The 17,153-nt window shown below is 63.6% G+C and carries 17 protein-coding genes; 6 read left to right on the plus strand and 11 right to left on the minus strand.

Annotated features, from left to right (window positions below; all coding sequences use genetic code 11):
- Positions 1-50: 50 nt before the first annotated feature.
- The 9 genes from QEN71_RS32345 to QEN71_RS32385 form a co-directional block, all read right to left on the minus strand.
- Positions 51-1,313 carry an MFS transporter gene (locus QEN71_RS32345; protein WP_201647220.1) on the minus strand — a complete coding sequence of 421 codons (1,263 nt, stop codon included), beginning with the start codon at positions 1,311-1,313 and terminating at the stop codon, positions 51-53.
- A 51-nt stretch (positions 1,314-1,364) separates the two neighbouring features.
- Positions 1,365-2,579, minus strand: a complete 1,215-nt coding sequence (locus tag QEN71_RS32350; protein ID WP_201647221.1) for a YbfB/YjiJ family MFS transporter — start codon at positions 2,577-2,579, stop codon at positions 1,365-1,367.
- A 24-nt stretch (positions 2,580-2,603) separates the two neighbouring features.
- On the minus strand, positions 2,604-3,314 hold the full coding sequence (locus QEN71_RS32355; protein ID WP_201647222.1) for an SDR family NAD(P)-dependent oxidoreductase: 711 nt from the start codon (positions 3,312-3,314) through the stop codon (positions 2,604-2,606).
- Positions 3,315-3,429: 115 nt separating this feature from the next.
- The gene (locus tag QEN71_RS32360) at positions 3,430-4,356 is read right to left on the minus strand and encodes a LysR family transcriptional regulator (RefSeq protein WP_201647223.1); all 927 of its coding nucleotides are present in this window, start codon (positions 4,354-4,356) and stop codon (positions 3,430-3,432) included.
- 88 nt (positions 4,357-4,444) lie between these two features.
- Entirely contained in the window at positions 4,445-5,266 is an 822-nt protein-coding gene (locus QEN71_RS32365) for a serine hydrolase (protein WP_201647224.1), read from the minus strand.
- A gap of 69 nt (positions 5,267-5,335) precedes the next feature.
- The gene (locus QEN71_RS32370; RefSeq protein WP_201647225.1) at positions 5,336-6,346 is read right to left on the minus strand and encodes a M23 family metallopeptidase; all 1,011 of its coding nucleotides are present in this window, start codon (positions 6,344-6,346) and stop codon (positions 5,336-5,338) included.
- Positions 6,347-6,651: 305 nt separating this feature from the next.
- Positions 6,652-7,104, minus strand: coding sequence for a carboxypeptidase-like regulatory domain-containing protein (locus tag QEN71_RS32375; protein WP_201647226.1), 453 nt, complete (start codon positions 7,102-7,104; stop codon positions 6,652-6,654).
- A 136-nt stretch (positions 7,105-7,240) separates the two neighbouring features.
- The gene (locus QEN71_RS32380) at positions 7,241-7,621 is read right to left on the minus strand and encodes a VOC family protein (protein ID WP_201647227.1); all 381 of its coding nucleotides are present in this window, start codon (positions 7,619-7,621) and stop codon (positions 7,241-7,243) included.
- Positions 7,618-8,925 carry an MFS transporter gene (locus QEN71_RS32385; protein WP_201647228.1) on the minus strand — a complete coding sequence of 436 codons (1,308 nt, stop codon included), beginning with the start codon at positions 8,923-8,925 and terminating at the stop codon, positions 7,618-7,620. The genes QEN71_RS32380 and QEN71_RS32385 overlap by 4 nt, the downstream gene beginning before the upstream one ends.
- Positions 8,926-9,027: 102 nt before the next feature.
- Between QEN71_RS32385 and QEN71_RS32390 the strand changes: the two genes are divergently transcribed.
- Entirely contained in the window at positions 9,028-9,900 is an 873-nt protein-coding gene (locus QEN71_RS32390; RefSeq protein WP_201647229.1) for a LysR family transcriptional regulator, read from the plus strand.
- Positions 9,901-9,904: 4 nt separating this feature from the next.
- Here the strand turns inward: QEN71_RS32390 and QEN71_RS32395 are convergent, their stop codons facing one another.
- A complete protein-coding gene (locus tag QEN71_RS32395) occupies positions 9,905-10,042 on the minus strand; it encodes a DUF3563 family protein (protein ID WP_201647230.1) in 138 nt (45 codons plus the stop codon).
- A gap of 215 nt (positions 10,043-10,257) precedes the next feature.
- On the opposite strand from QEN71_RS32395, the gene QEN71_RS32400 reads away from it, so the two are divergent.
- From QEN71_RS32400 to QEN71_RS32410, 3 genes are all read left to right on the plus strand, one after another.
- A complete protein-coding gene (locus QEN71_RS32400) occupies positions 10,258-10,746 on the plus strand; it encodes a CPBP family glutamic-type intramembrane protease (RefSeq protein ID WP_201647231.1) in 489 nt (162 codons plus the stop codon).
- A 27-nt stretch (positions 10,747-10,773) separates the two neighbouring features.
- On the plus strand, positions 10,774-11,982 hold the full coding sequence (locus QEN71_RS32405) for an MFS transporter (protein ID WP_201647232.1): 1,209 nt from the start codon (positions 10,774-10,776) through the stop codon (positions 11,980-11,982).
- Positions 11,983-12,380: 398 nt separating this feature from the next.
- On the plus strand, positions 12,381-13,199 hold the full coding sequence (locus QEN71_RS32410; protein ID WP_201647233.1) for a flagellin domain-containing protein: 819 nt from the start codon (positions 12,381-12,383) through the stop codon (positions 13,197-13,199).
- Positions 13,200-13,255: 56 nt separating this feature from the next.
- Here the strand turns inward: QEN71_RS32410 and QEN71_RS32415 are convergent, their stop codons facing one another.
- Entirely contained in the window at positions 13,256-14,131 is an 876-nt protein-coding gene (locus QEN71_RS32415; RefSeq protein ID WP_201647234.1) for an aldo/keto reductase family oxidoreductase, read from the minus strand.
- A 104-nt stretch (positions 14,132-14,235) separates the two neighbouring features.
- Here QEN71_RS32415 and QEN71_RS32420 point away from each other — a divergent pair, with 104 nt between their 5' ends.
- Both QEN71_RS32420 and QEN71_RS32425 read left to right on the plus strand, forming a co-directional pair.
- Positions 14,236-15,147 carry a LysR family transcriptional regulator gene (locus QEN71_RS32420; protein WP_201647235.1) on the plus strand — a complete coding sequence of 304 codons (912 nt, stop codon included), beginning with the start codon at positions 14,236-14,238 and terminating at the stop codon, positions 15,145-15,147.
- Positions 15,148-15,251: 104 nt separating this feature from the next.
- Positions 15,252-16,958, plus strand: a complete 1,707-nt coding sequence (locus QEN71_RS32425; RefSeq protein WP_201647236.1) for a dihydroxyacetone kinase family protein — start codon at positions 15,252-15,254, stop codon at positions 16,956-16,958.
- Positions 16,959-17,153: the final 195 nt, after the last annotated feature.

Below are 17,153 nucleotides of genomic sequence, written 5' to 3' on the forward strand. Positions count from 1 at the left end.
CGTCCGCGAGATCGCGGACGCATGCATCAGTCAGAAGGCAAGAACGCGCATCACCGCCCGCGCGCCCACTGCGCGAAGCCCGCGCATACGATCAGTAACGAGCCCGTCGCGAAGAACACGGAATGCATGCCGAGATGCACGCCAATCTGTCCGCCGATCACCGGCCCGATCACCTGGCCGCTGAACTGCGCCGATTGCAGGTAGCCGAGCATCGTCCCCGTCCGGCTTTCATCGACGGCATGCCGGGCGAGCTTCGCGATCGCGGGCAACAGACCGGCGAGCGACATGCCCATCAACGCACGCAACGCAGCCAGTTGCCACCATTGTTCGACGAACGCTTGCGGAATCATCACGAGCCCCGTTACGACGAGACAGCCGATGATCACGTTCCAGCCGCCGATCCGGTCCGCGAGCGCGCCGAGTCGCGCCGCCGTGAACATGCTGCCGAACGCGGAGCACGCCATCACGACGCCGGCGATGCGCGCCAGGTGATCGGGTGCGACGCCCAGGCTGCCGACATAGACCGTGATCACGGGTTCGATCGACATGTTCGCGAGCAGCACCATCATCGCCGTCGCGAGTAACGCCCCGATCACCGCATAGTGGGTGCGCGGCGCGGTGGCATCGGCGGTGGCGCTGACGGCTTTGCGCTTCGTGTCGGTGGCGGGCTCGAAATCTTCCTTGACGACGAAGATCGTCAGCAGCGCGGCGACGGCGATCACCGCGCCGCCCGCGAAGAACGTGCCGCGTATGCCGATCCAGCCCGGCAGCAGACCGCCGATCAGCGGGCCGACCAGGTTGCCCGCGAGCGCGCCCGTCGACAGCAGGCCGAGCGCCCAACCGGCGCGTTCGCGCGGCGCCTGCGTGCCGACCATCACGGTCGACGCCGACGCATAGCCGCCGACGAGACCCGCCACCAGACGCAGTCCGACGAGTTCATAGACGTTGTGCGCGATGCCGATCAGCGACATCACGACGGCCATGCCGACGGCGGCGCGTATCAGCATCGGCTTGCGTCCGTAGCGGTCGGCGAGACGGCCCCACAGCGGCGCTGTGACAGCCGTGCCGAGAAACGTCGCGCCGAACGCGACACCCGACCACTGGATCACATCGGCTTGCGAGGTCACGCCGAGCTGCTTCACATAGAGCGGCAGAAACGGCAGCAGCATGCTGAGGCTGACGAGCGTCGTGAAAGAACCGAACACGCAGACGAACAGATTGCGCTTCCAGTGCTGCTGATTGCGCTCCGTGTAACTGATGATCGGGACATCCGGTGCGTTGCGCAGCGAAACGGAAGTCATGGGCTGGTTCATGCTATCTATCCTTCGATGATGCGGTGAAGTTATGCGTCGATGCAGACTGTGTCAGGCGTTCTCGGGGTTGCCGCGCAGAGCGGCGAACAGGTCGATCGCGAGCGCTAGCGCCAACGCCGCCGCGCCGATCGTAAACAGCATCCGGTAGTCGCCGCCGTTCTGCGTGAAGAGGAACGACATGCCGTACGCGGAGCCCGCCTGCAACACGGCGAACGCGGTGGTGGCCGTGCTCCACGCGACTTTTTGCGCGGCGGGATGATGCGCGAGCAGTTCATTGACGCGTCCGAGCGCCAGCGCCACGATGCCCGGCACGGCAGCGCCCATCAGCACGCTGGAGGCGATCAGCGCCGCCGGGTCCGTGCTGATCAGCGGTAGCGAGACGGCGGCGATCTGGATCGCGAACGCCGCGCGCAACGCAGGGCCGAAGCCCGAGCGGTCGGCGAGATGACCGCTCAACAGCGGGCCTGCAATCGCGCCGAGGCCGAACAGCACCCAGTATTGCGCGCCCGCGTCGAGTCCCTTGCCGAGTCCGCGCGACACGAAATCGACGAGAAAGAGCATGTGCGGTACGAGGCCGATCGCGTTGAGCGCGTACTCGGCATACAGCGCGCGCAGCGCGAAGCCGCTGGGCTTCGCATGCTTCGCGTGATGTTTGTGCGCCGTCTGCGCAGGCGCATCCTGCTTCGGCCAGCCGTTCCATGAAGCGAGCGTGAGCAGCAGCGCGATCGCGCCGAGGCCGAGCCACGTCTGCGTGACGCCTTCGCGCAACAGCAGCGGCACGAGCGTGCCCGACGCCGCGATGCCCAGACCGATGCCCGCGAAAATCGCGCCGCTCACGAGGCCGCGGCGCGACGGCGGCACATGCGCGAGCACGGTCGGCGCGGCCAGCACCATCAGCGTGCCGCCCGCCAGGCCCGACGCGAAACGCCACACGAAGAACCACGCGAACGACAGCGGGAATGCGCAGGCGACGAATGCGACCGTCGCGAGCAGCATCATCGTGCGCAGCACCGTCGCGGCATTGGCGCGTTTCGCGAGATAGCCGCCCAGCAGCGCACCCGCCAGATAGCCGCCCAGATTCGCCGCGCCGAGATAGGCGGCCGTCGAGGCCGCGAACCAGTGCGCGTCGATGATGGCGGGAAGTAGCGGCGTGTACGCGAAGCGCGCGAGGCCGATGCCGACGAGGCTCGCGCTCGCGCCCGCTACCGTGCCGCGCGTGATGTTGAAGACAGGTGGTGCCGATACGTCTGACGCTGTGTGCTGCATGGTTGACTCCGTGATTCCGTCCGATCAGGAGCCGACGTTGCTGCCGCCGTCGACGTGCAGGATCTCGCCCGTCACGAAGCTCGCCGATTCCAGATACAGCACGGCTTCCGCGATATCCGCGACTTCGCCGAGATGTCCGAGCGGATGAAAACGGGCTAGCGCTTCATGGCGCTCCTGCGGATGCAGCGGCGTCTTGATGACGCCCGGCGCGACCGCGTTGACGCGAATGCCGAGCGGCGCGTATTCGATGGCGAGCGATTTCGTCACGGCATTCAGGCCGCCTTTGGTCAGCGCGGCCATCGCTGCGGGCAGACCGGCACGCGGGCGATCGACGAGGCTCGCCGTGATGTTCACGACATGCCCGCTGCGCTTGCGGCTCATTTCCGTCAGCGCACGCTGCGTGATGTGGAAGAAGCCGTTCACGTTGGTCGACATGACGGCGTCGTAGTCTTCGGGCGTGTAGGCGTCGAAGGGCTTGGCGATGAAGATGCCCGCGTTGTTCACGAGCGTATCGATCCGGCCGAAGCGTTCGAGAGCGAGCGCGATCACGCGCCGTGCAGTTTCGACGTCGGCGATATCGCCCTGTACGGTGGCGATATCCGGATCGTCGCTCGCGCGAATCGAGCGCGACGTCGCGACGACGCGGAAATTGCGGTCGCGATACGCCTTCACCAGTCCCGCGCCGATACCCTGCGACGCGCCCGTGACGATCACGACTTTCTGTTCGGCACCCATGAATTGCTCCTTGCGGTATGGGCCATAGAGGCCCGTTCTCGATGGAGCAAGTCTAGATTGAGTCGGCTACTGAGAGAATCCACGCATAGCGGCAGACATTCTTCCGCGCGGCGGTTTAATTGCCGTCTGTCACGCGCTGCAACTGCTTGAATTGCCGGCGCAAACGCGGCGTGGCGAAATCGACGAAGGCGCGCACTTTCGGCACCGACAAACGGCCGTGCGGCGTCAGAAGGTGAACGGGCAAGGGCGCGTGCTCGCTGTCGCGCAGCACGATCCGCAGTTGTCCGTCCTTCACCTGTTGTGCGACGTGATAGGAGAACATGCGCGTGACGCCGCGCCCTTCGACGGCGGACGCGACGGCGGCGTCGATGCTGTTGACGGTCAGGCGCGGCGAGAAGTGGACGACCTGCGGCACGGTCGAGCCTTCCGTCGGCGGAAAGCTCCATGAATCGAGGCCGAAGTGCGTCATCGAAATGATCTGATGTTCGGCGAGATCGGCGGGCTCGCGAATGCGCGGATGCTTCGACAGATAGCGCGGTGCGGCTGCTACGACGCGCCGCACTTCGCCGACGGGGATGGCCACGAGCGTCGAGTCGGGCAAATGCGCGATGCGCAGCGCCACGTCGATGCCCTCGTCGACGAGACTGACGGGCCGGTCGAGCATATGCAGGCGCACGGAGACGGCGGGATACGCATCGATGAAGTCGTCGAGGATCGCGCGCAGCAGATCCTGTCCGGCCGCGACGGGGGCCGTGATGTTGAGCAGGCCGCGCGGCGCGGAACGTTCGCCTGCCACCAGCAGGTCGGCTTCCTCGAGATCGGTCAGGATGCGTCGACAGGCGGCCGCGTAACGCTCGCCGGCTTCGCTGAGCTTGATCGTGCGCGTGGTGCGATGCAGGAGCGGCGAGCCGACGTGCGCTTCGAGAAACGCAATGGCGCGGCTCACCGCGGCAGGCGAACGGCCGAGCCGCCGGCTCGCGCCGGCCAGGCTGCCTTCGTCCAGCGTCGCGACGAACACCTTCATTGCGTCAATCCGGTCCATGATGCATCGCTCACAAATCGTCGGCGTGGCGACGTTGCCGGGAAGTGTACAGCGGCGCGTGCATTCGGGACGCGCGAAGGCGTGCGCGTCAACGGTGTGAGGCGACGAGCCAGCGGCGCAGATCGACGGCGTCCTGGAAGTGCGATTGCGCATCGGGATCGCCGAGCAACACGATCAGCACGGCATGGCCGCGTACGCTCGTCACGACGATCAGGCAATGACCCGCTTCGTTGGTGAAGCCGGTTTTCTGCAGCCCGACATGCCATGACGCGCGATGCACGAGCGGGTCCGTGTTGCGATACATCAGTGGGCCGTCGCCGCCCAGCACCAGTTTTTCGTGTGCCGTCGAATAGCGGCGGATCACAGGGTAACGATAGGCCGCGCGCACGAGCCGCGTGAGATCGCGCGCCGTCGATACGTTGCGCGGCGACAGTCCCGTCGGATCGACGAAGTGACTATGCGACATGTGCAGCCGCTTCGCCGTGCGATTCATCGCGCGCACGAAGCCCGGACGTCCGCCCGGATAGTCGCGGCTCAATGCGAACGCGGCGCGGTTTTCCGACGACATCAGCGCGATATGCAGCAGCGTGCTGCGCAGAAGCAGCGAGCGGACGGGCAGACGCGAGCGCGACCACTTCAGCCGGTCGACATCGGCATCCGTGACGCGCAGCGGCTTGATGAGCGAGCGCTTCGAATCGAGCACGACCATCGCTGTCAGCAGCTTCGTCAATGACGCGATGGGACGCCGTTCGTCGGCGTGTTTCGAATAGAGCGTGCGACCCGTCGCCATATCGACGACGATCGCGGCGCGTGCCTGCACAGCAGGTTTGAAGACGCGCTTGGCGTGCGCGATCGCGGGCACGAGGCTCGCGATCAGGAGGAGCGTGAGGAAGAGATGAAGTTTCAGCACGTCGGTTTTGGGCGAAGCGGATATGTCACGATGTGCTCCATATGGATGAATGCGGAATGAACGCGATGATCAAAGCAGTGCGGCGAGACGGTCGGCTTCTTTGGCGAACTGCGCGCGCTCGGCGGCGTCGAGCGGATTCTTTCCGGGCAGCGCGACCGTCAACGGATCTTTCGGCACCGAATCGACATGCACTTCATAGTGCAAATGCGGACCCGTCGCCCAACCCGTCGATCCGACATAGCCGATCACCTGACCTTGCTTCACGTGTGCGCCGCGATGCAGTCCCTTCGCGAAGCGCGACAAATGCGCGAACACGGTCTGATAGGGCGGCGGATTGCGCAGCACGATCACTTTGCCGTAGCCCGTCTGCCGTCCGATGAACGCGACCGTGCCGCGCGCCGTCGCGTGAACGGGCGTGCCCGCGGGCGCGGCGAGATCGACGCCGTCGTGGCTTTGCCATCGGTGCGTGACGGGATCGAGGCGGCGCAGCGCGAATTCCGACGACACGCGCTCATACGCGAGCGGATAGCGCGAGAACGCGGGCGTCGTGCTCGCGCCGTCCTTCGTGTAATAAAACGGCTTGCCTTCGAGATTGCGGTAGAGAAACAGATCGTGCGACGTCGATCCCGTTTCGATGCGCACCGCAAGCGGATTCTGTGACGACGCGTTGCCCGCTTCAGGCGGATCGACGACGAGGCTGATCGTGTTGCCCGGTTTGAGGTCGCGGCGAAAATCGATCTCGCCGGAAAACGCGTGCGCAAGCAACGCGGCCGTGCGGCTGTCGAGTCCGAGCCGTTCCACTGCTTCCGCGAAACTGCTCTTGACGGTCGCCGATCTGACGACGGGTTGCGGTGTGGCTTCGGGTGCGGATGCCGATGAAGCAGGTTGCGCGCTGCGCGCGGTATCGGCGGCTTCGCGGTTCAGCGACGCGGATTGCGCGCCGGCGGCGTCATCCTGATCGGCCGGATGCTTCGCGTGCTGCGGCGAGAAGATCAGCGCGGCACAAACGGAACTGAGCGCGCACGCGAGAATGACTTTGCCACTGCGCGCCGACGGCGCGACGAATGCGGGAAGGGGCATGATCGAAAAACAAAACGACGGTACTGCGATGGCGGTTGCACGAAACGGGGACTTCGTGCGCGGACTGACAGACGCGTGGCGTCCAGATGAGGAGGTGAAGCAGATACCGCGGCTACTCGAGTTGCAAGCAGAGTGCGGTAAAAATGACGGCAAACCTGAGGAGCGTATCGGACGGCATGTAGAAAATGCGGCGAGGCTGCTGCCGTGCAGTGAAAGGCGACGGAGCGCACACGTTAGACGGCAACACTTAAGTGAATCTTAAAAACGGGCCATCGTGTGCGCATCGCGTCGCGGATGCTTGTCTGTCACGTGCTTTCATTCGATTGCATTGGCCACAGGAACAATGTTCGCGCATGTCCCGCTGATGTGACATCGATCACACGCTGTTGCGTCTTGCCTTCATAGCTCGCACTGATTTTGTAGCGTCCATCAGGCAGCGACGCCAGCATGAACGGGCCATGCGCGGTCGCGTTCAGCACCGTCGCGCCGTTCATGTCGGTGATGCGAACGGGAACGTCGGCGAGGTACTCGTTACCCTGATTCGATTTGCCCGCGAATTCGAGCACGAGCGGGTATTTGTGCATGACGTCTTTGAGCGCGGCCGATTGATCGCTGCCGATGCCGCCCGACAGATACGTCACCACGCCTTGTCGATGAAGCAGCGGCAAATCCGCGGTCGCGGCAAACGCGACATTCACCGCCGATTGCGTGAGCACGAGTGCGGCGGCAACGAGACCTGCTTTGGTGAATCGATTCATGACGATCTCCCATCGTGAAGAAATAAGCTGTTCATCCGCAGATGCTTTCGAACGGTAGAGTCCGTGTTTGCAATCTAGGCAGAGCGGATTAAACGGGGCTTAAAGCATGGGACGTCGTCGTTCACTTCTGGAAAACTCAGCCGAGCAGTTCGGATATCTCGATCAGGTTGAGATCGGGATCTCGCACATACACCGAGCGGATTTTCTGCGTCGCACCCGTACGTTCGACCGGGCCTTCGATGATCGGCCAATCGCATGCCGCGAGATGCGCAATCACCTGATCGAGCGGCACTGACGCGATGAAGCACAGATCCAGCGCGCCAGGCACAGGCAAATGCGCCTTCGGCTCGAATTCGCTTCCACGTACATGCAGATTGATTTTCTGGTTGCCGAAGCGGAACGCGATACGGTCCGCGCCGAACGTTTCCAGTTGCATCTGCATGACCTGCGTATAGAACTTCGTCGTGGCTTCGGCATCCGTGCACGTCAGCACCAGATGGTCGAGATGATCGATCATGATGTGGCTCCTTGCTTTCGAGTCATCGTTCGGCGTGCGCGCGACTGTGCACGCGCAACGTACAGAGTCAGTGTGCCGCACAAAGCGAGCATCGCGAAACCGAACCCGGCTACCGACGGCCACTTGCCGTTTTGCCAGAACCAGCCGCCCCACGAACCCAGCACGCTCGAACCGAGATAGTACGCAAGCAGATACAGCGACGTCGCATGTCCTTTCGCGCCGTCGGCGAGTTGTCCGACCCAGCCGCTCGCCACCGAATGCGTGATGAAAAAGCCGACGGTCAGCACGATGATGCCGATCACGACGGGTATGAGCGCATGCATCAGCGTCAACGCAAGTCCGAGCGTGGCAACCACGATGCCCGCCGTCAGCACGGGGCCGCGTCCGCAGCGGTCGGCCAGCGCGCCCGCGCTGGATGCCGCGACGATCCCGAACAGATATGAGCAGAAAATGAGGCCCGTTTGCGTCGCGCTGAGATCGAACGGCGGCGCCATCAGCCGGAAGCCCGCGTAGTTGTAGACCGTGACGAACACGCCCATCACGAGACATCCCGTTGCGAACACCGCAGGCAAGGTCGATGCCGTCAGATGCTTGCGCCACAGCGCAACGTGATGAGCCGCGCTGAGATCGGTTCTGCGCACGAAGTTGCGCGACGCCGGCAGCAGCATCACGAATGCGATCGCTGCGACCACGTCGACGATGCCGATGGTCAGCATCGCCGTGCGCCACGACAGATGATCGCTCATATAACTCATGCCCACGCGACCGATCATGCCGCCGAATGCGGTGCCGCCGACATAAAGCCCCATCGCGAGTCCCAGACCGCGCGGATCGATTTCCTCCGCGAGATACGCCATCGCCACGGCCGGCACGCCGCCGAGCGCGAGCCCTTCCAGTGCGCGTGCGACGAGAATGCTGTGCCAGTCCGCTTCGAGCGATGCGCAGACGTTGAAGAGCGCGGCGAGCGTCATCGAGACGAAGATCAGCCCGCGTCGGCCGAAGCGCTCCGACAATGCACCGGCGCAGAGAATCGACAACGCGAGAAAGCCTGTCGAGAGCGACAGGGCGAGCGAGCTTTGCGCCGCGCCGATATGGAACTCGGCGGCGAAAAGTGGAAGCAGCGGTTGCACGCAATACAGCAGCGAAAACGTGGAAAAGCCCGCGAGAAACAGCGCAATGCTGATGCGCCGAAAATCCGCGGAGCCGGGCCGCACGCCGATTGAAGCGGCATGCGTGCGTGCTTGTGCTTGTGCGCGAGTTGGTTCGACGCGCTCGGGCGTTTCAACAGCGGAGTCTGTGTTCATGGAGCAGTGCTGGCGTTCGACGGTGACGCGTATATTGTCGTGCCCGCCCGCTATACTGTCCAATATATGAAACTGCGTAACACGATACGTTTGAGCACTGACATGGAACTACGTCATCTGCGGTATTTCATCGAAGTTGCGAGTGAAGGCAATTTCACGCGTGCCGCCGAAAACCTCGGCATCGGGCAGCCGCCGCTCAGTCAGCAGATCAAGAGTCTGGAGCGCGAATTAGGCGTCGAACTGTTCCGCCGGACGCCTCACGGCGCCGAGTTGACTCATGCGGGCACGGCTTTTCTGATCGAGGCGCAGCGTGTGCTCGGGGGCGCGGAGCGCGCGACACGTGCAGCGCAACGTGCAGCGCGTGGCGAAACGGGGCGGCTGCGGATCGGCTTCACGGGGTCGGCGGCGTTCAATCCTGTCGTGCCGACGTTGATCCACCGTTTCAAGAACCGCTATCCGACCGTCGACCTGACGCTGGAAGAAGCGAACACGCCTGCGCTGCTGCAAGGGCTGCTCGACGACCGGCTCGACGCCGTGTTTTTCCGGCCCGGATCGACGCCGCCGGAGAACATTCAGATGCATCGCTTCGCCGACGAGACGATGAAGATCGTGCTGCCGTCGACGCATCCGCTTGCCACGAAAAAGCGCCTGCCGCTGACGGCGCTAGCCGACGAACCGTTCGTGCTCGTGCCGGGACCGGCGGGCGTCACGCTGCACGACGAGATCGTGCGAGCATGCGGCGAGGCGGGCTTCAGTCCGCGACTCGCGCAGCCTGCGCCGCAGGTGTCGTCGGTGATCAATCTGGTGGCAGCGGGTTTGGGCGTGTCCATCGTGCCCGCCGCGATCGCGCAGGTGCAGGTGAAAGGCGTACGTTACGTCGACGTGCAAGGCACGAAGATGCGGGCGCATCTCGCGTTGGGCTGGCGCGATGGCGATGCGTCCGCGGCGCTAGGCAATCTGGTCGGGCTGCTGTGACGGGCTAGTCGTTGCCATCCATCAGCCGCATACGGCGTTCGAGTTCGACCATGTCGACGGCCGCTGCGAGGTAAGCGTCGCGGCGGCTGTGTTCGGCGAGGTCCAACAGCTTGCGCAGCGCGAGGAAGAAGTATGCGAACATGGCGTGCTCCTGATGCATGGTGTAGGCGCACACACTTGCATCGACTATGCCATCGCGGGGTCGCCTTGTTGCATGGACGTCGAAGGCTCATAAGCATTGTCAGCAGGCGCGAAAGTGTTTGAGGCGAGCCAACTCTCGCGACACAATAGTTCGATTGCAGCATGCTTTTATCGCGCATTCGACCACCCCGCATTCGACATGGGAGGCTCGGCCTCATGCTGGAACGTTCGCTTCGACGCCGGTCCGTTTTAGCCGTCGCTGCCTGGCCAACCTGGCAACTGGTGGTATCGGGCGCGCTCGCGAGCTTTGCAGGGCAGTACGCGATAGCGGCTGTGATGCTGCGCGTCTTCGGCGATCCCTCGCATGTCGCGAATATATTCGTCGGTCATCCGAGATGGGTCGAACTTTTCTTCACCATCGTGCTTGCGCCGCTGTACGAAACGCTGATCTTCCAGTGGGGAATCATCACGCTGTTGCACGGGTTGCTGCGTCGCTCATGGCACTTTGCCGGGATCGTATCGACCGTAGTCTTCGGGCTTTGTCATGGCTATACCGATTGGCGCGCGATCAGTCTGACGGCGACTTCCGCGACGCTCGCCGCCGTGTTCGTAATCGAAGCCCGTCGAGGCGGCACGCCCGTCGTGGCGACGGTATCGACTCACGCACTCTTCAACACCCTCGTGGTCTGGGCTCACTGGGCCTGATCGTCTCTTGCTTGCAGGAACGAACGGATGCAGAGCAACTCCCGCGTCAGCACGCTTCGACAGATACCCGGCAGCGTCTGGGTATTGGGCTGCGTGAGCCTGTTGATGGACATCTCGTCGGAGATCATTCACAGTCTGCTGCCGATGTTCATGATGACGAGCCTCGGCGCGAACGCGGCGACGATCGGTTTGATCGAAGGCATCGCCGAGGCGACGGCGCCTATCGTCAAGATCTTTTCCGGTGCGCTTAGCGACTATCTCGGCAATCGCAAATGGCTCGCGGTAGCGGGCTATGGACTCGGCGCGCTGAGCAAACCGTTGTTCGCGCTCGCGCCGACGATCGGCCTCGTCGTGACGGCCCGCGTGATCGATCGCATCGGCAAAGGCATTCGCGGCGCGCCGCGCGATGCGCTCGTCGCCGATGTCACCCCGCCGCATCTGCGCGGCGCTGCGTTCGGCTTGCGGCAGTCGCTCGATACCGTCGGCGCGTTTCTCGGGCCGTTGCTCGCGGTCGCGATCATGCTGGTGTGGGCGGACAACTTCCGCCTCGCGTTCTGGCTCGCCGTGATTCCCGGCATGCTGGCTGTCGCGTTGCTGACCGTCGGCATCCACGAGCCTGCGCGGGAGCCGGGCGCAAAGCGCATCAATCCGATCCAGCGCGAGAACATCCGACAACTCGGCGCGGCATTCTGGTGGGTTGTCGCGGTTGGCGCCGTATTCGCGCTTGCGCGTTTCAGCGAGGCCTTTCTCGTGTTGCGCGCGATGGGCAGCGGCGTGCCCGTTGCGCTGGTGCCGCTCGTGATGGTCGCGATGAACGTGGTGTACTCGCTATCGGCATACCCGCTCGGCAAGCTCGCCGATTCGATGAGTCATATCAGGTTGCTGATTGCAGGCCTCGTGATTCTTGCCGTCTCCGATGTCGTGCTCGCACATGCCGTGCACTGGAGCGTTCTGCTCGTAGGCGTCGCGTTGTGGGGGCTGCATATGGGCATGACACAAGGCCTGCTCGCGACGATGGTGTCGCATAGCGCACCCGCGCATTTGCGCGGCACGGCGTTCGGCATCTTCAATCTGCTGAGCGGACTGGTGACGCTGGTGTCGAGCGTGATCGCCGGCGCGTTGTGGGACACGGTCGGCGCATCGGCGACTTTTTATGCGGGCGCTGCCTTTTGCGTGGCGACAATCGTGCTGCTAATCGCGAGTCCTGCGCGACGGTCCGAAGGTTTTCTGCGCTGAAAGTTTCACACACTGCACGTCAAAAGAGTTGTCAGTCAAAGTTATTACCACGTCAGCATTAAGCGTGCTGCTATCGGCTTTTGCTTTCGTCGAGTAATCAACATTACGTAATTACTCGTAACACGTTTATTCGAGGTATTCCATTTGTAATGACGTGATGATGAAACGGAAGGAATGGAATTGTGTCATTGAATATCGATAAAAATCAATGATATGTGAACGAAAAAACGCTTCGATTTGCATCCTGTCAATACGCGTATGGAAAGCAGGTATTCCAAATGGAAACCTAAAGCAATATTTGGAGACGTCGTAAACCCCTTCGAGCGGCGACGCAAAGCATTGAATAAGTCGCAGCGCCGCTTATGTCGATCCTTGATATAGATCCGAAAGGGGCTCAAATGCTGAACATCAATACGAACATCATGTCGTTGACGGCGCAGAACAATCTGGAGGGCTCGCAAAACGCGCTCTCGCAGGCGATCAACCGTCTGTCGTCGGGCAAGCGCATCAACACGGCCGCCGACGATGCGGCCGGCCTCGCGATCGCGACGTCGCAAACGGCTTCGATCAACGCGCTGACGCAAGGCGCGGCCAACGCGAACAACGGCATTTCGATGGTGCAGACCACGAACGGCGCGCTGCAATCGGTCGTCGACAACCTGCAGCGTATTCGCCAGCTCGCTGTCGAAGCAGGCGACGGCTCGCTCGATTCGAACGCGCTCGCCAACCTGCAATCGGAAGTGTCGACGCGTCTCACGGAAATCACGCGCGTCGCGCAGCAAACGACGTTCAACGGTCAGTCGGTACTCAATGGTATCGGCTCGGTCAACTTCCAGATCGGTGCGTTCAACGGTCAGCAGATTACCGCGAACTTCGGCTCGCAGAAGTGGGACGCGAGTTCGCTCGGCATCAGCGGCCTGAGCGTGGCGACGGCGTCGGGCGCGCAAGCCGCGATGAGCTCCATCGACAATGTGCTGACCAGCGTCAACACCTTCCAGGCAACGCTGGGCGCCACGCAGAACACGTTCCAGGCCGCGATTTCGACCACGCAAACGGAATCGACGAACATGAGCGCCGCCGAATCGCAGATCACCGACGCTGACTTCGCGACGGAAACGGCGAACCTGTCGAAGGCCCAGGTGTTGCAGCAAGCAGGTATTTCCGTGCTCGCGCAAGCGAACTCGATGCCGCAGCAGGTTCTCAAGCTGCTGCAGTAACAAGGCGCGTCGCGTGCATCCCGTGTGGTGTGAACGGGATGCACGTTGCAGGCAGCTTATTCGCCTGCACGTCCGATCGCATCGAGTTGGGCGAGCACGGCATCGCTGAGACGCAGTTGCGCGGCCTGCATGTTCTCGCGCAAGTGCGCGAGCGACGACGTGCCGGGAATCAGAAGAATGTTCGGCGAGCGATGCAGCAGCCACGCTAACGCAACCTGCATCGGCGTCGCGTTCAATGCACGCGCGATATCGGACAGCGCCGACGATTGAATCGGCGTGAAGCCGCCGAGCGGGAAGAACGGCACATACGCGATGCCTTGTGTCGCGAGTTGCGCGACGAGCGCATCGTCTTCGCGATGCACGAGGTTGTAGTGATTCTGCACGCACACGATCTCGACGATACGTTGCGCTTCTTCGATCTGCGCCGCCGTCACGTTGCTCAGACCGATGTGCTTCACGAGCCCTTCGCGCTGCATCTCGGCGAGCGCCGTCACCTGCTTCTCGATCGAGCCTTCGGCGGGCCTGTGAATATCGCCCATGATGCGGATGTTCACGACATCGAGCGCATCCAGACCGAGATTGCGCAGGTTGTCGTGCACGCCGCGTCGCAGATCGTCGGGTTCGTGCGCCGCAAGCCACGAACCGTCGTCGCCCCGAGTCGCGCCGAGTTTGGTGACGAGCGTCAGATCGGCGGAATACGGATGCAGCGCTTCGCGAATCAGCTGGTTCGTGATGTGCGGCCCGTAGAAGTCGCTGGTGTCGATGTGATTGACGCCCGACGCGACGGCCTCGCGCAAAACCGCGATACATGCGTCGCGATCCTTTGGCGGGCCGAATACGCCGGGGCCAGCCAGTTGCATCGCGCCGTAGCCCATGCGGCGTACCTGGCGGCCAGCCAGCGTGAAAGTGTCGGCGGGATTGACGTTCGGCATTGCGTGCTCCTTGGTAGACGATGAACGACAGTGTGAGCCGATTGCGCTGTTGAATAAAGGCATCTAAAGTGTACGGGCTGTTGAAAATCGTGAACAATGCGTCCATGGAACTCAACGACCTTGCTGCTTTCGTGTCGGTGGCGCGCGCCGGCGGTTTCCGTGACGCGGCGCGCATGAGCGGCGTTTCCGCATCGAGCCTGAGCATCGCCGTGCGCCGCCTCGAAACGAAGCTCGGCCTGCGGCTGCTCAATCGGACCACGCGCAGCGTCGCGCCGACGGAAGCGGGCCAGCGGCTGATCGAAAAACTCACGCCGCTCTTCAGCGAAATGGAAGCGGCGCTCGACGTCCTCAACGTATTCCGCGAGAAGCCGAGCGGAACGCTCAAGCTCAACGTGCCGTCGAGCGCGGCGCGCATCGTGCTGCCGTCCATCGTCGCGCCGTTCCTCAAGACGTATCCGGACATTCGCGTGGAAGTCGTGGTCGAAGACGGCTTTGTCGATGTGCTGTCGATCGGCTGCGATGCGGGCATCCGCTACGACGAGCGGCTGGAGCAGGACATGATCGCGATGCCGATTGGCCCGCGCGTGCAACGCTTCGCGACAGCGGCGACCAGTGAATACCTCGACACGTACGGACGGCCCGAGCATCCGCGCGATTTGCTCGAACATGCCTGCCTGCGTGGTCAGTTCGCGGGCGGCGCGATGCCGACGTGGGACTTCGAGCGCGACGGTGAAGTGGTGCGGCTCGATCCGTCGGGGCCGCTCGTGGTGAGGCCGGGCGCCGCCATCGAGCTTGCCGTCAGCGCGGCGCTGGCGGGCGTCGGCGTGATTCATCTGTTCGAGGGCATGCTGAAGCCGCATCTCGACAGCGGCGCGCTGGAGCCGATTCTCGAGCCGTGGTGGCAACGCTTTTCAGGGCCGTTTCTTTACTATCCGGGCAGGCGTCATCTGCCTGCGCCGTTACGCGCGTTCGTCGACTTCATCAAGGCGAATGGCGCGTCCGATTCGCCGAACTGATTCTGCGCATGCGCCCTCCGCGCGCTGCGGATAGAGTTACACCTTTGGGTCGCGTGCGGCCCATTCGCTCAAACCGTCATCCGAAATCCCCGAGGTTCATCGCCATGAAGAAGCTGTTGAACGATCCGTCGCGCGTCGTGCGCGAGATGCTCGAAGGTCTTGCGATGCTCGCGCCCGACACCGCCTTGCTGCGCGATGCGAATGTCGTCGTGCGACGCGATCTGCCGGAGCCGCACTCGCGCCCTGTCGCGATCATTTCGGGCGGCGGCAGCGGACACGAGCCCGCGCACGCGGGCTATGTGGGCGAGGGCATGCTGGCTGCCGCCGTGTGCGGCGAAGTGTTCACGTCGCCGTCGACGGACGCCGTGCTCGCCGCGATCCGCGCATCGGCGGGACCGAACGGCGCGCTGCTCGTGGTGAAGAACTACACGGGCGATCGACTGAACTTCGGGCTCGCGGCGGAACTGGCGCGCGCCGAAGGCATTCCCGTCGAAGTCGTCGTGGTCGCCGACGATGTCTCGCTGCGCAACACAGTCGAACGCGGACGTCGTCGCGGGATTGCCGGAACCGTGTTCGTACACAAGATTGCGGGCGCGGCGGCCGCGGCCGGCAAGACGCTTTCGGATGTCGCGGCCATCGCGCGCAGCGCCGCCGATGCGATCGGCACGATGGGCGTCGCGCTCGATGGCTGCACGCTGCCCGCGACGCAGCAATCGAGCTTCAGCCTCGCCGATGACGAGATCGAACTCGGACTCGGTATCCACGGCGAAAAGGGCGTGCAACGCACGAAGCCGATGCCCGCCGATCAACTCACGGACACACTGCTCACGGCTATCACGGACGATCTGCAATTCGCGAGCGGCGAGCGCGTCGCGTTGCTGGTGAATGGGCTCGGCGCGACGACGCCGATGGAACTGGCCGTCGTCGCACGAGCTGCGATGAATGGGTTGCGCGAGCGCGGGCTGCGTATCGAACGCGCATGGTGTGGCACGCTGCTGTCCGCGCTGAACATGCCGGGCTGTTCGATCTCCGTGATGCGTGTCGACGATGCGCGTCTTGCGCTGCTCGATGCGCCGACGAAGGTCGCGACATGGCCGGGCGCGGGACGTGTCAACATCGACGGCGCGACGGGTATCGCGTCGAGTGCAGAGAGCGATGCCGCATCGAACGAAGTGTCGGCGAAACATGCCGCACAACGTTCACCGTTGCAGCGTGCATTCGACGCCGCCGCGCGCGCATTGATCGATGAAGAAGTGCGCCTCACGGACCTCGATTCCAAAGCCGGCGACGGCGATCTCGGGTCGAGCATGAAGCGCGCGGGCGAGGCCGTGCTGTCGATTCCACCGACCGCGTGGCCATCGGCGGCCGATGCGCTGGCCGAACTCGCCGTCACGTTGCGTCGCGCGATCGCGGGCAGTTCCGGGCCGTTCTATGCGACGGCATTACTGCGTGCGTCGCGCCGTCTTGCTCAAAGCAGCGAACCCGCCGCAACTGATTGGGCCGATGCATTCGATCTCGCCGTCAGCGCGATTTCCGAACTGGGCGGCGCGCAACCCGGTGAGCGCACGATGCTCGACGCGCTGCGACCCGCAGCGGATGCATTCGCTGCCGCCGTGCGTCGAAACGAGCCGCTTGCGGATGCGTGGACCGCAACCGTCGATGCAGCGGAGAAGGGCGCGGACGCGACGGCGTCGATGATGCCGCGCGTCGGACGTGCGAGCTATCTCGGCGAGCGGGCCGTCGGCGAACCCGATGGCGGCGCGGTCGCGGTGGCGTGCTGGCTGCGCGCGCTGACGCCGTTCGTGCGCTAGCTGCCGAAGGCTTCAGCCTCACTGACACGGACACGTTCGTTCGTTTCCGCGTTCAGGTTGCCGTGCAAATTTGAAAACACGCGTGTTCGACGAAAGCGCGCACTACGCGTGCCCGTCAGTATGAGCGGTCCTTGTCGGCATCGATTGCGCCGACGATGGCTGTTTCGTCGCCCGTGTCGTTGCCGGATGGGAATA

It is taken from the genome of Paraburkholderia sabiae (assembly GCF_030412785.1).
GTDB classification, from domain to species: domain Bacteria; phylum Pseudomonadota; class Gammaproteobacteria; order Burkholderiales; family Burkholderiaceae; genus Paraburkholderia; species Paraburkholderia sabiae.

What these genes read in the sequence shown, in the direction of transcription:
- QEN71_RS32345 (WP_201647220.1), bottom strand. Translation starts at nt 1,313, where the DNA reads ATGAACCAGCCCATGACTTCCGTTTCGCTGCGCAACGCACCGGATGTC.
- QEN71_RS32350 (WP_201647221.1), bottom strand. Translation starts at nt 2,579, where the DNA reads ATGCAGCACACAGCGTCAGACGTATCGGCACCACCTGTCTTCAACATC.
- QEN71_RS32355 (WP_201647222.1), bottom strand. Translation starts at nt 3,314, where the DNA reads ATGGGTGCCGAACAGAAAGTCGTGATCGTCACGGGCGCGTCGCAGGGT.
- QEN71_RS32360 (WP_201647223.1), bottom strand. Translation starts at nt 4,356, where the DNA reads ATGGACCGGATTGACGCAATGAAGGTGTTCGTCGCGACGCTGGACGAA.
- QEN71_RS32370 (WP_201647225.1), bottom strand. Translation starts at nt 6,346, where the DNA reads ATGCCCCTTCCCGCATTCGTCGCGCCGTCGGCGCGCAGTGGCAAAGTC.
- QEN71_RS32375 (WP_201647226.1), bottom strand. Translation starts at nt 7,104, where the DNA reads ATGAATCGATTCACCAAAGCAGGTCTCGTTGCCGCCGCACTCGTGCTC.
- QEN71_RS32380 (WP_201647227.1), bottom strand. Translation starts at nt 7,621, where the DNA reads ATGATCGATCATCTCGACCATCTGGTGCTGACGTGCACGGATGCCGAA.
- QEN71_RS32385 (WP_201647228.1), bottom strand. Translation starts at nt 8,925, where the DNA reads ATGAACACAGACTCCGCTGTTGAAACGCCCGAGCGCGTCGAACCAACT.
- QEN71_RS32390 (WP_201647229.1), top strand. Translation starts at nt 9,028, where the DNA reads ATGGAACTACGTCATCTGCGGTATTTCATCGAAGTTGCGAGTGAAGGC.
- QEN71_RS32395 (WP_201647230.1), bottom strand. Translation starts at nt 10,042, where the DNA reads ATGTTCGCATACTTCTTCCTCGCGCTGCGCAAGCTGTTGGACCTCGCC.
- QEN71_RS32400 (WP_201647231.1), top strand. Translation starts at nt 10,258, where the DNA reads ATGCTGGAACGTTCGCTTCGACGCCGGTCCGTTTTAGCCGTCGCTGCC.
- QEN71_RS32405 (WP_201647232.1), top strand. Translation starts at nt 10,774, where the DNA reads ATGCAGAGCAACTCCCGCGTCAGCACGCTTCGACAGATACCCGGCAGC.
- QEN71_RS32410 (WP_201647233.1), top strand. Translation starts at nt 12,381, where the DNA reads ATGCTGAACATCAATACGAACATCATGTCGTTGACGGCGCAGAACAAT.
- QEN71_RS32415 (WP_201647234.1), bottom strand. Translation starts at nt 14,131, where the DNA reads ATGCCGAACGTCAATCCCGCCGACACTTTCACGCTGGCTGGCCGCCAG.
- QEN71_RS32420 (WP_201647235.1), top strand. Translation starts at nt 14,236, where the DNA reads ATGGAACTCAACGACCTTGCTGCTTTCGTGTCGGTGGCGCGCGCCGGC.
- QEN71_RS32425 (WP_201647236.1), top strand. Translation starts at nt 15,252, where the DNA reads ATGAAGAAGCTGTTGAACGATCCGTCGCGCGTCGTGCGCGAGATGCTC.